Here is a 13,788-nt window from a genome sequence, read left to right as displayed (position 1 = left end):
CCCCATCCTGTTCCTGCGGATGGCCGACCGGTTGAAGGCGGGCGCGAAGCTGATCGTGGTGGATCCGCGGCGCACCGATACCGCCGCCCGCGCCGACCTGTTTTTGCAGATCGCCCCCGGCACCGACCTGGCCCTGCTCAACGGACTGCTGCATCTGCTGGTCGAGGCAGGCGATATCGATGCCGAATTCATCGCCGAGCACACCGAGGGCTGGGCGGCGATGCCGGAATTCCTCGCCGATTACACCCCCGACCGGGTCGCCGAGATCACCGGATTGCCCGTCGAGGATCTGCGCACTGCGGCCCGCTGGATCGGCGAGGCCGGCGAGTGGATGAGCCTGTGGACGATGGGCCTCAACCAATCCACGCACGGCACCTGGAACACCAACGCCCTGATCAACCTGCATCTGGCCACCGGCGCGATCTGCCGTCCCGGCAGCGGGCCGTTCTCGCTGACCGGTCAGCCCAACGCCATGGGCGGCCGGGAAATGGGGTACATGGGTCCCGGCCTGCCCGGCCAGCGCAGCGTGCTGAACCCCGCCGACCGGGCCTACGTGGAGACGGCGTGGGGCCTCGACCCCGGCACCATTCGCGCCGAGGCCGGGCCCGGGACCATCGACATGTTCCGCGGCCTGTCCGCGGGCACCATCAAGGCGGCCTGGATCATCTGCACCAATCCGGTGGCGACGGTGGCCAATCGGAAGACCGTCATCGCCGGTCTGGAAGCAGCCGAACTGGTGATCGCGCAGGATGCCTACCTCGACACCGCCACCAACGCTTACGCCGATCTGCTGCTACCCGCCACACTGTGGGCCGAGGCCGACGCGGTGATGGTGAATTCCGAACGCAACGTCACCCTGTTGCAGAGCTCGGTGGCGCCGGCGGGTGACGCGCGCCCGGATTGGCAGCTGATCGCGCAGGTCGCCACCGCCATGGGTTTCCCCGGCTTCGACTTCGCTTCCAGCGCGGAGGTTTTCGCCGAGATACGGCGGTTCGCGAACCCGGCGACCGGCTATGACCTGCGCGGGATGAGTTATGAGCGGTTGCGCGAAGGGCCGATGCAGTGGCCGTGCGCCGACCCCGAGCAGCGTCGTAATCCGATCCGCTACGTAAACGACGGCGTGAGCCAGACCGAGTTCGTCGACGCCGACGGGCACCGTCCGCGATTGGCATTCCCCACCCCCAGCCGTCGCGCGGTGTTCTGGCCGCGCCCGCATCTGCTGCCCGAGGAGATGCCCGACGACGACTACCCGTTCCTGCTCAATACCGGCCGCCTGCAACATCAGTGGCATTCGATGACCAAGACCGGCCGCATCGACAAGCTCAACCAACTCAACGGCGAACCGTTCGTGGAAATCCACCCCGACGATGCCCGCGCCCTCGAACTCGCCCCCGGCGATCATCTCGAGGTCACCTCGCGCCGCGGCCGGGCGGTGCTGCCCGCCCGGATCAGCGACCGGGTGCGCCCGGGCGACTGTTTCGCGCCCTTCCACTGGAACGACGAACAGGGGGAGTACCTGACCATCAATGCCGTCACCAATGACGCCGTCGACGCGGATTCGCTGCAACCGGAGTTCAAGGCCTGTGCGGTCGCGTTGCGGCGCGTCGCTCCGGTGGCGCGCCCGGTCCAGCAGCCGCCGATCGCGCAACCGCGGAACGGAACCCATCCGCTGGCGGCGATGCTCGGACTCGATGCGACCGCCACGCCGACGTTGAGCGAGACCGAACGGATCTACCTCGGCGGCTATCTGGCCGCGCTGCACTCGTTGCCGGTCACCGGCCAGCCGGTATTGCCCGCGTCGGCGCCGCTGTCGCCGCAGAGCAGACTGTGGGTGGATGGGTTGCTGGCAGGCATGTACTCCCGTGGGGGCGCGGGTGATACAGCCGTTTCCGAGGCGGTCGCCGAACAGCGCGTGGTGACCGTGCTCTGGGCGTCGCAAACCGGTAATGCCGAAGAGTTCGCCGCGACGGCGGCGCACCGCCTCACCGAATCCGGGCTCAGCCCGCGGCTGCTCGACATGGACTCCTGCGACATCGGCGCCCTCACCGGTGACGTGCTGGTCATCAGCAGCACCTTCGGCGACGGCGGACCGCCTGACAACGGCAGCGATTTCTGGCAGCGGCTCGACGACAGTCCCGTCCGGTTCACCGGCATGCGCTACGCCGTATTCGCACTGGGTGATTCCTCCTACGACGACTTCTGCGGGCACGGCCGCAAACTGGACCAGAGGTTCGCCGAAGGTGGTGCCACTCGGCTACTTCCGCGCGTCGATTGCGAACCGGACTTCGTCGACACCGGCCAGGCCTGGCTGGACGACGTCATCGCGCTACTCACCGGGAACGGCGGCGGTGCTGAGGGCTCCGGTCCCGCCTCGGCCGATTCGGCGGGCGTCCTGGGTCCCGGTGCGTCCGGTGGTTCCGGCGGGCTCGGTGTTTCCGGCGGGCTCGGTGTTTCCGGTGGGACCGCCGCCGCCGTACTCGAGCGCACCATCACCGCGCCCGCTCCACAGCCCGCGCGTCGTGCCCCGGTGCCGTTCACCCGCAATGCGCCCTTGCGCGCACCGCTGATTCGCAACGAGGTTCTGTCCAGCGCCGATTCGTCGAAAGAGGTGCGCAGGTTCGGATTCGATCTGCGTGATCTGGACGTGAGCTATGAGGTCGGCGATTCGCTCGGCGTCTGGCCGACGAACTGTTCCTCGCTGGTCCAGGAATGGCTGGACGCGACCGGCCTGGACGGGCAGCGCACCGTTGAGGTGGATTCGACCGAGCTGCCGCTGGCCGAGGCGCTGCGCACCCGCTACGACATCACCAAGATCTCGCACGATCTGCTGGAATTCGTCGCCGACCGCAATCCGGACCAGCGTTTGGCCAAACTGCTGCGCCGGGACAACCGCAATGAGCTGGCCCGCTATCTGTGGGACCGGCAAGCCGTCGACGTGCTGCGCGATTTCCCGGTACGCGCGGACCTGGTCGAATGGCTCGGCGCGCTGAAAAAGTTGCAGCCGCGCCAGTATTCGATTTCGTCGAGCCCGCTGGTGAGCCCGGATCAGGTGGAGCTGACCGTCGGCGTCGTCCGTTACGGCGACCCGGCCGCCGCGGGTTCGGCGGCCCGGCGCGGCGGGGTCTGCTCGACCTTCCTCGCCGACCGCGCCGACACCGCCGAGATCCCGATCTTCCTGCAGCGCGCCCCGCATTTCCGTCCGCCGCTGGACCCGAGCGTGCCGATGATCATGGTCGGCCCCGGCACCGGCATCGCACCATTCCGCGGCTTCCTGCACGAACGCCGCGCCCTCGGCGCCACCGGCCGCAACTGGCTGTTCTTCGGCGACCAGCACGCCGCGCAGAACTTCTACTACCGCACCGAACTCGAGGACATGTTCCGCACCGGGCACCTGTCCCGGCTCGACCTCGCCTTCTCCCGCGACCAGCGGGAACGGATCTACGTGCAGCACCGGATGATCGAGCACGGCGCCGAACTGTGGTCCTGGCTGCGCGAGGGCGCCCACCTCTACGTCTGCGGTGACGCCGCCCGCATGGCCAAGGACGTCGACGACACCCTGCTCAAGCTCGCCCGGATCCACGGCAAGCTCGACGAGGACGGGGCCCTGGCGTTCAAGAAGCAGCTGGTCGCCGAGAAGCGCTACATGCGCGACGTGTACTGACCGTCCGGCGGCGTCCACGGCGTTTACCGCGGTAAACACCCGGCGAGCCTTCTCGCACCGCCGTACCTCGCGCCGAGCGGCACACCGAGCGAGGGGACCACGCGATGGGACCCTCCGCCGTGTGCCTCTCGACGGCACGGGTGGTTGCGGGCGACGGCGCGGGCGATTCACACCGCGGGTGGGTTGAGGCGGGTGAAGTCGGGCAGGCGGTAGTACGGGTAGTAGGGGTAGGGCGGGGTGACGGCGCTCGCCTTGTCGAGGCGGGCGATCTGGTCGGGGGTGAGCCGCCAGCCGATGGCGCCGAGGTTCTGGCGCAGCTGCTCCTCGTTGCGGGCGCCGACGATGACGGTGGACACCGTCGGCCGGGTGAGCAACCAGTTCAAGGCGATCTGCGGGACGGATTTGCCGGTCTCGGCGGCGATTCCGTCGAGCACGTCGACCACGTCGTAGAGCAGTTCGTCGTTCACCGGCGGGCCCGCTTCGGCGGTCTGATGCAACCGGCTGCCCGCCGGAAGTGGTTGTCCGCGACGGATCTTCCCGGTCAGCCTGCCCCAGCCCAGCGGGCTCCACACCACCGCGCCCACGCCTTCCTCGCGACCGAGCGGCATCAGCTCCCATTCGTAGTCGCGGCCGACCAGCGAGTAGTAGACCTGGTGCGCGACATAGCGGGTCAGGCCGTGGCGGTCGGCGGCGGCCAGCGATTTCATCAGCTGCCAGCCGGCGAAGTTCGAGGCGCCGAGGTAGCGGATCTTGCCCGCGCGCACCAGATCGTCGAGCGCGCGCAGCACCTCGTCGATCGGTGTGTGGGCATCGAACGCGTGCAGCTGGAACAGGTCGATGTGGTCGACGCCGAGCCGTCGCAGCGAGGCTTCGACGGCCCCGATCAGCCGGGAGCGGCCCGACCCGGCGTCGAAGGGGCCGGGCCCGGTGGGCAGGCTCGCCTTGGTCGACAGCAGCAGCTGATCGCGCCGGCCGCGGATAGCGGCGCCGAGGACTTCCTCGGAGGCGCCGTCGGAATAGACGTCGGCCGTGTCGAACATGGTGACGCCCGCCTCCAGGCTGATATCGACCATCCGGCGTGCCTGCTCGACGTCGGTGTCGCCCCACGCGCTGAACAGTTCGCCGCGCCCGCCGAAGGTGCCCGCGCCGAAGCTCAGTGCGGGAACGACCAGCCCCGGGGCACCCAACCGCCGGTACTCCATGATGACTCCTAAAGGGTCTATAGTTCCGTTAACAACTCAGAACGTACACCCCTTCGGCGATAAATGAAACTGGAGTCCCGTTATGACTGAAGAACCGCTGGTCCCGGGGTCGGTCCGGCCCGGTGGTCGCACCGCCCGAGTGCGCACGGCCGTCCTGGAGGTTGCCGGTGATCTGCTCGCCGAACACGGTTTCGCGCGGCTCGATCTGGCGGAGGTCGCGGCCCGCGCCGAAGTCGGCAAGACCACCGTCTACCGGCGCTGGCGCACCCCGACCGGACTCATCGCCGACCTGCTGGTGGACATGGCCGAAACGTCCGTCTCGCGCGCCGACACCGGTTCCCTGCTCGGCGATCTGACCGCCAACGCCCGCCTGATCGCGAAGACCCTCACCGACCCACGCCAGGGCAGGCTGTTCCAGGCCGTCATCGCCGCCGCCACCTGCGACGAAACCACCGCCGCCGCGCTGCGCCGCTTCTACGACGTCCGGCTCACCGAATGGGCGCCTTGCGTGACCGATGCCATCGAGCGCGGCGAAGCACCGCCCGGCACCGATCCGCGCGCTGTGTTCACCGCCGTGGCGGGCCCGCTGTACTACCGGCTGCTCGCCAGCGGCGATCCGATCGATGATTTCGCTGCTCATAGCGCCGCGGAATCGGCGGCCGAGACAGCACGGCGGGGCGGGTTCGTCCGCGATCCCGAGTCTGCGCAATAGCGCTGGGAAACAAGGCATTTCGCGTCTCGGTCGCAGTGATCGCCATCGGCTGACCCGAAGACTCCGGTCCGCGAACTCAGAACAAGCCGCGCAGGGCGAGAAAACGAAGCCCGCCGACCGCCGCCATGACGGCGAGCACCAGGCCCGCTCGGGTGAGTTCGTCGAGGGCGGGTGCCACGAACTCGATCACAGCGAGCGCTGCGGTGCTGGTCAGCAGCCCGATCAGCGCCAACCCGCCGCCCTGCCACTGCGCCGTGAGCCAACTGACCCGGTCGGCCGCACGGAAGGTGATCCGGCGGTGCAGTTCGTTCGCGATCATCGTGCTCACGATCGACCCGGCGGCATTGGCGGTCATTGAGCCCAGCCCGGTGCAGGCCAGGAACAGCAGCAGGTAGCTGATGTTGCTTGCGCCGCCGACCAGAGCGAAGCGGAGCAGCTGGGCACAGGGGTGGGCACCGAGCAGGGCTTGCCGGATACGGACGTTGTACCGCCGCCCTCGGCGCGCACCTGCGGATTCAAGGCGCCCCCACGCGGCCCTGGCATTCCCATCGATGCGGGTCATCGGGGCACGGAGGGGACTGGCGGCGAGGGCGGTGCTGTTCACGAGAAGAACGGTCGCCGCCCCGGCTGACGCCGACCTGACGGCCGACTGACACAGCACTGGCATGAGAGCTGCGGCCGGCGTCCGCGTGCCGGTCAGGCCGGCGTCAGCGCGCGTATCAGGCCGGTGTCAGGTCGGCATCAGTCCGCCCGGCGACGGTAGTTCCCATGAACAGCACAGCAATCGCGGCCTCCGGGTTGCAGAAGTCTTACGGGGACAAGAAGGTCCTCGACGGAATCGACCTGAATGTCGGTACGGGCACCATCTTCGCCCTGCTCGGTCCCAACGGGGCGGGCAAGACGACGACGGTCAACGTCTTGACCACCCTGCTGAAATCCGACGGCGGCACCGCCAGCGTGGCGGGCCACGACCTCGTCACCGAGACCAAGGCGGTGCGCACGGCCATCGGCGTCACCGGACAGTTCGCGGCCGTCGACGGCCTGCTGACCGGGGCGGAGAACCTGCGCCTGATGGCCGATCTGCACCGGCTGCGCGGCAAGGACGGCAAACGGGTGATCTCCGAGCTGCTCGAGCGCTTCGACCTGGTCGAGTCGGCGAACAAGCCGGCCGCCAGCTACTCCGGCGGCATGCGCCGCAAGCTCGACCTGGCGATGACGCTGGTCACCAAGCCCGAGATCATCTTCCTCGACGAGCCGACCACCGGCCTGGATCCGCGCAGCAGGCGCACCATGTGGGAGATCGTGCGGAAGCTGACCGATGAGGGCGTCACCATCTTCCTCACCACCCAGTACCTCGAGGAAGCCGATCAGCTGGCCGACCGGATCGCGGTGCTCGATCAGGGCCGCATCGTCGCCGAAGGCACCGCGGAGGAACTGAAGCGCCGCGTACCCGGCGGCCACATCCGGCTCCGGTTCGCCGACGTCGCGCAACTGACGACGGCAGCCCAGATCCTGCCCGAAGGCACCGCCGACCGGGACGCGCTCACCCTCGACGTCCCCGGCGACGGCGACTCGGCATCCTTGCGCGCCCTGCTGGACCGGCTCGCCGCGCACACCATCGAGGCCGCGCAGGTCTCCATCCACACCCCCGATCTCGACGACGTTTTCCTTGCCCTGACCGGGCACGCCACCACGGAGGCCGAAGCACGATGAGTACCCAGTCCGCTACCAGCAGCCTGTCCGCCGCCCTGTACGACTCGTCGGTGATGTTGCGCCGCAACTTCACCCACATCACCCGCTCGCCCGTCACCATCTTCAACGCGGCGTTGATGCCGGTGATGATGATGCTGATCTTCGTCTACGTCTTCGGCGACGCGTTCGACGTCGGCGAGGACTACATCGACTACGCCGTGCCCGGCATGCTGATGCTGGCCATCAGCTACGGCTTGTCCGGCACCGCCGTCGCGGTGAGTTCCGATATGACCAACGGTGTCATCAACCGGTTCCGGGTCATGGACGTCTCCCGTGGCGCCGTCCTCACCGGCCATGTGGCGGCCAGTCTGGTGACCAATGTGGTCGCCATCGTCTCCGTCCTCGCCGTCGGCTTCGCGCTCGGATTCCGTTCCCCGGCAACGCTTGTGCAATGGCTCGGCGCCCTCGGTGTCCTGCTGGCCACCGCCTTTGCCGCCGCCTGGCTCACCGTCGCCCTCGGCATGGCCGCCAAGACCCCGGAGGCCGCGGGCATGTCGGTGGTCCCGCTGATCATGCTGCCCTTCCTGAGCAGCGCCATCGTCCCCGCCGACAAGATGGGCCCCGGCGTGCGCCAGTTCGCCGAATACCAGCCCTTCACCCCGATCATCGAATCCGTCCGCGGCTTCCTGACCGGCACACCGTCGGCCGGTTACACCCTCGCCGCTCTCGCCTGGTGCGCAGGCTTCGCCATCATCGGCTACCTGTGGTCCCGCGCCACCTTCACCAAGCGCGCGTGAACCAGCGAGCCCGAACTGCCCAGCCCATCGCCTCGATGACCTCCGGTCACCGAGGCGATGCTGCGTCGTCCACTCGACCAAGGCTGCAAGCCAGCAATATTCGACCAAGACGGGTGTGTGCTGAAGTCGACGGTGATGACCGATATCTACAGCGTCATCCCACTCGCGCCATCAGTGTCCGAGGGCCTGGGCGACCAGCTCGTGCGGGTCGGCCTTCGCGCCCTCCCGGGTTGCTTGGTCGAATGCTGTGTCGCCTAGGTGGTTTCGAGCCTTCTGTTCGATTCTGGCGGCGTCGGGATGGGAGTGGTCGGGGAGGCCGCGGACGGTGCTGGCGGCGGCGAGTAGGCGGGTGGCCTGGTCGTACTGGTCGTCGCGCACGGCGAGGTCGGCGATGCCGATGAGGACGTGAGCGGTCAAGAGGGCGTGGCCCGCCGCGGAGGCCGCTTGGTATGCCGCATCGCAGTGGGTTGCCGCTTCGGTGCGGTCGTCGGTGAGGTAGGCGAGCAGGATGTGCACCGTCGCAGCGACATTCGGTTGCTCGGCGTCGGCGGCGAGCAGGGCACGGGCGAGGTCGATCTGCTGGTGCGCCAGTGCGCGATCGTCGCCGAGGCGGGCAAGTTCCGCACGCGCCAGCGCGACTTCGGCCAGCGCGGTGGGCCAGCCGTTCTGGTCGGCGCAGCGTTGCGCTTCGGCGAGGGCGGCCGCGCTCGCGTCCGGATCGCCGAGCACCCAGTGCAGGAGCGCTTGGCGAGCGCGCATCGCCACCACGTCCTCGAGCGCGCCGACCTCGGTGACCACCGCGATCGCCTCATCGAAAAGCTCGACGGCGCGGAGCAATTCGCCACGCTGCGCGGTCCGATTGGCCAGTTCGGTGAGCGCGAACGACATGCCCCAGCGTTCGCCGAGCGCGCGGAATTCGGTCAGCGCCTGCGCGAGATATTCGTCGGCCTCCTGCCCCTGGTGACCGAGCACCGTCCGTAGCTTGCCGAGTTGCAACCGGGCCAGCGCACGCACCCAGGGTTCCTCGTCGTCCAGCAGCGATTCGAAAGCGGGCAGGTATTCGTCCGGGCCCTGCAACATCCGGTCGAGGGCCGCGGTGAACCGCAGCGCCGGATGGCCGCCCTGCACGTCGCGGCCGAAGCGATGGGCCTTGCGGATCCATTCCGCGATCTGCTGCTCGTCATTGCGGCCCGACGACACGAAATGCACGACCAGTCCGTACACCATGGCCCTGGTCTCGTCATCGACCTCGCCGGGGAGTTCGGCGGCCGCGATCACCAGCTCGGTGCCCTCACCCTTGTGCCCGCCCAGCCACCAGTACCAGCCCGCCGCCGCTGCCAGCGCCATCGCCGCGGGCGTGTCTTCACTCGCTAGCGCACCACGCATGGCCGCGGCGATGTTGTCGTGCTCGGCCTCGAGTACCGCCAGCCATTCCAGCTGCTCGGCGCGGCGCAGGTGTGGTTCGGCGGTGGCCGCGAGGCCGGTGAAGTAGGTCAGGTGGGCGCGGCGGGCGGCCTCGGCGTCGCCGGATTCGGCCAGTCGGTCGGCGGCGTACTGCTTGATCGTTTCCAGCATGCGGAAGCGCAGGCCGTCGTCGGTGGTGATCAGCAGTGATTTCTCGGTCAGCGACGTCAGCAGCTCGAGCACCTGCCATTGTTCGACCGTGCTGCCGTCGGCACACACCTGTTCCGCCGCTTCCAGACTCGCCCCGCCGGCGAACACCGCGAGCCTGGCCAACACGAGCCGCTCGGCGTCGCTGAGCAGCTCCCAACTCCAATCCACCACCGCGCGCAGCGTCCGGTGCTGGCGGATCGCGGTGCGGCTGCCGCCGGTGAGCAGCCGGAACCGGTCGTCGAGGCGGTGCGCGAGCTGATCGAGGGACATGGTGCGCAAGCGCGCCGCCGCCAGCTCGATGGCCAGCGGAATGCCGTCGAGCGCACGGCAGATCCGCGCCATGGTCGCCAGGGTGGCCGGATCGGTGCCGAGGTCTTGGCGGACCGCGCTCGCCCGGTCCCGCAGCAGCGCGACGGCGGGGGAGTCCGCGATCACGGCGGCATCGGCGGTCGCGGCGGGCAAGGCCAGCGGCTCCACCTGCCACAGCGCCTCGCCGGTGATACCGAGGGGTTCCCGGCTCGTCGCCAGAATCCGCAGCCGAGTGCATTCGCCGAGCACCCGGTGCGCAAATGCGGCCGCGGCCTCGATGACGTGCTCGCAGTTGTCCAGGATCAACAGGGTTTCGCGGTCGCGGATCGCCGCGACCAGCCGCTCCATCGGCTCGGCATTCGGCGCGCTACCCAGCAGCGCGTCCCTCAGCCCGAAGGCCGCGAGCGCGGCCTGCGCCAGATCGCCGCTGCCGTCGACGCCGGCCAGCTCCACCAACCAGGCGCCGTCGGGTAGATCGCCGAGCATGGTGCGCGCGGTCTCCACGGCAAGGCGGGTCTTGCCCGATCCGCCGGGACCGGTGACGGTCGTGAGCCGGTGCGCCGCGATGAGTTCGCGCACCGCGGCGATATCGGTGAGTTTGCCGACGTAGCTGGTGAGTTCGGCGCGCAGATTCGTGGTGCGCTCCTGCGGCCGCGCCCCCACCTCCCCGCGCAGCAGCGCCACATGCAAGGCGGACAGTTCCGGTGATGGGTCCACACCGAGTTCATCGGCAAGGGTTTCCCGGGTGCGCTGGAACACCGCCAGCGCTTCCGGTCCTCGCCCCGCGGCGGCCAGTGCCCGCATGAGCGAGCCGGCCAGTCGCTCCCGCACCGGATGCTGAGCGACCAGATCGGTCAGCTCGGTGACCAGTTCCGCGCCACGACCCAGCCGGATCTCGGCCTCGTACAGATCCTCCATGGCCGACAGTCGCAAGCCGTCGTACCTGGTGACGACCGCGGCGACATCGTCGCTGTCGCCGAGATCCTGCATCGCCGCCCCGCGCCAGAGTTCCACGGCTTCCCGCAACAGCCGGGCCTGATGCGCGTCATCGCCGCCGCGCGCCTGGTCGAGCAGCTGATCGAAGCGCACCGCGTCGACCGCACCCGGCTCGACCGTTAGCCGGTACCCACCGGCCTGGACATCGATCGCACCCTCCGGTAGCACTCGGCGCAACCGGGAAACCAACGCCTGCAAGGCATTCGCTGCGTCGGCGGGCGGCTGCTCGCCCCAGATCCAATCGACCAGCTTCGTCTTGGACACCGCGCGTCCCGGCTCGAGCGCCAGGGCGATCAGCAATGCGCGCAAACGGGCGCCCGGTATCGCTATCAATCCACCGTCGTCGGTCCGGATTTCCAGCGGGCCGAGCATCTTGATCTGCACCGGCTCATTCTGCCCGCGGCGTCAACGGGGCGCGCGGCTGTCCGTCGCGGGGGCGGGCGCCCGCCGGCCGGGAAAGTCATGCCGGACAGGCCGGATTCAGTGTGATCGCGCGTGCTCTCGAGCGGTCGAGGCGAGGTATCGCGGCGGGCGAAACCCTGTTCGGAGTAGGTCGGCTCGGTGCCGAGCACGCCGGCGCGGCATGTCAGGCGAGGCATCAGCTCGGTGTCAGGTGCGTATCAGCCGGTCCCGCGACAGTGGTCGCATCACAGCAACAGCAACAGCGACCGCCGCGAGCAGGCAGCGGGAGCACGACCTCGAGGAGAACGCCATGTACACCTTCCAGACCCCGCAGCCGATCGCCGTCACCGTCGACGTGCTGGCGGCCGACGTCACCGTCATCGCCTCCGAGCGCAGCGACAGCACCGTGGTGGTCCGCCCGGCCGACGAGTCCAGGAAGGCCGACGTGCGCGCCGCCGAGCAGACCACCGTCGAATTCGCCGGCGGCGTGCTGAGCGTGCGCACCCCGAAGACCTGGCGCACCCACACCCCGTTCGGCGGCAACGCCGCGATCACGGTGACCATCGAGGTGCCCACCGGCTCGGAGCTGACCAGCACCACCGGTGTCGGGCGGGTCGTCGGCGCGGGCGAGCTCGGCCACTGCGAGCTGACGGTGTCGCTCGGCGACATCATCGTCGAGCGCCCGCAGGGATCGGTGACCGCGAAGACCGCCAAAGGCGACATCCACATCGGCGCGGCAGTGCGCGGTGACCTGCGGTTGGAGACCTCGGTCGGCGCGCTCGAGGTGGGCATCCACCCGGGCAGCGCGGTTCGGCTGGAGACCGAAGTCGCCCGCGGCAATGTGCAGAACTCGCTCGCCCCGGTCGGCGCCGACGCCGCGGATACCGTGCGGGTGTTCGCGCGGAACTCCCTCGGCAACATCGTCATCCGGCACGCCGCCGCCGCATAGGCCGAGCCGTGCTGGAACTGCATGTGGACCGGGAGCGGTGCATCGGCGCAGGTATGTGCGTGCTCACCGCTCCCGCCGTCTTCGACCAGGACCCCGACGACGGCCGGGTGCTGCCGGCTCGACCTCCCGCCGCGGCGGACGAGCCTGCGGTGCGCGAGGCCGCCCTGCTGTGCCCATCCGCGGCCATCACCGTCCGCGACCAGACCTGATTCCGCTCTCCGACAAGGAAATACGATGACCGAGACAGTTCCCTACGGCCTGCCCCTGCAACGCGATGCCGGCCCGTTCGATCCGCCGAGTGCGATCACCCGGCTGCGCGAGACCCGCCCGGTCAGCCCGCTCCGGTTCCCCGACGGCCACGACGGCTGGCTGGTGACCGGCTACGAAGCGGTGCGCGCACTGATGGCCGACACCAGGTTCAGCTCACGCCAAGACCTCGGCATCGTGCATGTGCCCTACGAGACGCCCGGCATGCCCGCCGCCACCGAGCCGTCGCCGCAGATGCCCGGCGTGTTCGTGGCCATGGATCCGCCGGATCACACCAGGTTGCGGCGCAAGCTCATCGGCGCGTTTACCGTCCGCCGGATGCGGGCGCTGGAAGATCGCATCGCCGAGATCGTCGAGCAGCAGCTCGACGCCATGGCGCGGCTCGCCCCGCCGGTCGATCTGGTCGCGGAGTTCGCGCTGCCGGTGCCGTCACTGGTGATCTGCGAAATGCTCGGCGTGCCCTACGAGGACCGGGCGAACTTCCAGGTGAATTCGGCCAAGTTCCTGGTCAAGGATCAGACGCTGGAGGAGAAGATGGGCGCGTTCGGCGCCATGCACGGCTATCTCGCCGAACTGGTCGCCCGCAAACGCGCCGAGCCCGGCGAAGACATCCTGTCCGACCTGGCCCGCGACGAGGACCTGGGCCTCGACGAGCTGACCGGCATCGCCTTCCTGCTTTTGCTCGCCGGTCACGAGACCACCGCCAACATGCTGGCCCTCGGCACCTTCGCCCTGCTCGAGCACCCCGACCAGCTGGCGCAACTGCACGCCGACCCCGAGCTGATCCCCGACGCCGTCGAGGAACTGCTGCGCTACCTGTCGGTGGCCGACATCTTCTACCGCTATGCCACCGAAGACATCGAACTCTGCGGCGAAACCATCCCCGCCGGCTCCACCGTCGTCATCTCGCTACTGGCCGCCAACCGCGATCCGCGTCGCTTCGACGACCCCGACCGCCTCGACATTCACCGCAAGGCCCGCGGCCACACCAGCTTCGGTCACGGCATCCACCAGTGCCTCGGCCAACAACTGGCCCGCATCGAAATGCGCGCCGGTTTCGCCGGCCTCCTCCGCCGTTTCCCGACCCTCACCCTCGCCATCCCGCCCGAGCAGGTGAAACTCCGCACCGACATGAACATCTACGGCGTCCACGAACTCCCGGTGACCTGGACGCTCGGGTGACGGCA

At 69.2% G+C, this 13,788-nt stretch carries 10 protein-coding genes; 7 read left to right on the top strand and 3 right to left on the bottom strand.

The window, feature by feature from the left end; all coding sequences use genetic code 11:
- Positions 1-3,661, top strand: a 3,661-nt coding sequence (locus RJ05_RS22920) for a bifunctional nitrate reductase/sulfite reductase flavoprotein subunit alpha (RefSeq protein WP_036540523.1), incomplete at its 5' end; no start/stop codon positions are given.
- 167 nt (positions 3,662-3,828) lie between these two features.
- Here RJ05_RS22920 and RJ05_RS22915 read toward each other — a convergent pair.
- Entirely contained in the window at positions 3,829-4,863 is a 1,035-nt protein-coding gene (locus tag RJ05_RS22915; protein ID WP_036540504.1) for an aldo/keto reductase, read from the bottom strand.
- Between the two features lie 82 nt (positions 4,864-4,945).
- Between RJ05_RS22915 and RJ05_RS22910 the strand changes: the two genes are divergently transcribed.
- Positions 4,946-5,575 (top strand): TetR/AcrR family transcriptional regulator, encoded by a 630-nt coding sequence (locus tag RJ05_RS22910; RefSeq protein WP_036540503.1) that lies wholly within the window; start codon positions 4,946-4,948, stop codon positions 5,573-5,575.
- 76 nt (positions 5,576-5,651) lie between these two features.
- On the opposite strand, the gene RJ05_RS22905 is transcribed toward RJ05_RS22910, so the two are convergent.
- Entirely contained in the window at positions 5,652-6,179 is a 528-nt protein-coding gene (locus RJ05_RS22905; RefSeq protein WP_249040507.1) for a GtrA family protein, read from the bottom strand.
- Between the two features lie 164 nt (positions 6,180-6,343).
- Here RJ05_RS22905 and RJ05_RS22900 point away from each other — a divergent pair, with 164 nt between their 5' ends.
- Positions 6,344-7,288, top strand: coding sequence for a daunorubicin resistance protein DrrA family ABC transporter ATP-binding protein (locus RJ05_RS22900; protein ID WP_036540501.1), 945 nt, complete (start codon positions 6,344-6,346; stop codon positions 7,286-7,288).
- Positions 7,285-8,064, top strand: coding sequence for an ABC transporter permease (locus RJ05_RS22895; protein WP_051016823.1), 780 nt, complete (start codon positions 7,285-7,287; stop codon positions 8,062-8,064). Before RJ05_RS22900 ends, RJ05_RS22895 begins: the two co-directional genes overlap by 4 nt.
- A gap of 171 nt (positions 8,065-8,235) precedes the next feature.
- Here the strand turns inward: RJ05_RS22895 and RJ05_RS22890 are convergent, their stop codons facing one another.
- Entirely contained in the window at positions 8,236-11,367 is a 3,132-nt protein-coding gene (locus tag RJ05_RS22890; protein ID WP_036540499.1) for an AfsR/SARP family transcriptional regulator, read from the bottom strand.
- A 328-nt stretch (positions 11,368-11,695) separates the two neighbouring features.
- Here RJ05_RS22890 and RJ05_RS22885 point away from each other — a divergent pair, with 328 nt between their 5' ends.
- Genes RJ05_RS22885 through RJ05_RS22875 form a run of 3 tightly spaced genes read left to right on the top strand, consistent with a single transcriptional unit; the run spans position 11,696 to position 13,783 of the window.
- Positions 11,696-12,334, top strand: coding sequence for a DUF4097 family beta strand repeat-containing protein (locus tag RJ05_RS22885; RefSeq protein ID WP_036540497.1), 639 nt, complete (start codon positions 11,696-11,698; stop codon positions 12,332-12,334).
- An 8-nt stretch (positions 12,335-12,342) separates the two neighbouring features.
- Positions 12,343-12,543 carry a ferredoxin gene (locus tag RJ05_RS22880; RefSeq protein ID WP_199780132.1) on the top strand — a complete coding sequence of 67 codons (201 nt, stop codon included), beginning with the start codon at positions 12,343-12,345 and terminating at the stop codon, positions 12,541-12,543.
- A gap of 25 nt (positions 12,544-12,568) precedes the next feature.
- Positions 12,569-13,783 carry a cytochrome P450 gene (locus tag RJ05_RS22875; protein WP_036540496.1) on the top strand — a complete coding sequence of 405 codons (1,215 nt, stop codon included), beginning with the start codon at positions 12,569-12,571 and terminating at the stop codon, positions 13,781-13,783.
- Positions 13,784-13,788: the final 5 nt, after the last annotated feature.

It is taken from the genome of Nocardia cyriacigeorgica NBRC 100375 (assembly GCF_000308555.1).
In the GTDB taxonomy this organism is placed as follows: domain Bacteria; phylum Actinomycetota; class Actinomycetes; order Mycobacteriales; family Mycobacteriaceae; genus Nocardia; species Nocardia cyriacigeorgica.
The sequence above is the reverse complement of the archived record's forward strand: the minus strand, read 5'-3'. Positions and strand labels throughout refer to the sequence as shown.

Excerpts from the sequence above, each read along its gene's own strand:
- RJ05_RS22915 (WP_036540504.1), bottom strand. The coding sequence starts at position 4,863 with ATGGAGTACCGGCGGTTGGGTGCCCCGGGGCTGGTCGTTCCCGCACTG.
- RJ05_RS22910 (WP_036540503.1), top strand. The coding sequence starts at position 4,946 with ATGACTGAAGAACCGCTGGTCCCGGGGTCGGTCCGGCCCGGTGGTCGC.
- RJ05_RS22900 (WP_036540501.1), top strand. The coding sequence starts at position 6,344 with ATGAACAGCACAGCAATCGCGGCCTCCGGGTTGCAGAAGTCTTACGGG.
- RJ05_RS22895 (WP_051016823.1), top strand. The coding sequence starts at position 7,285 with ATGAGTACCCAGTCCGCTACCAGCAGCCTGTCCGCCGCCCTGTACGAC.
- RJ05_RS22885 (WP_036540497.1), top strand. The coding sequence starts at position 11,696 with ATGTACACCTTCCAGACCCCGCAGCCGATCGCCGTCACCGTCGACGTG.
- RJ05_RS22875 (WP_036540496.1), top strand. The coding sequence starts at position 12,569 with ATGACCGAGACAGTTCCCTACGGCCTGCCCCTGCAACGCGATGCCGGC.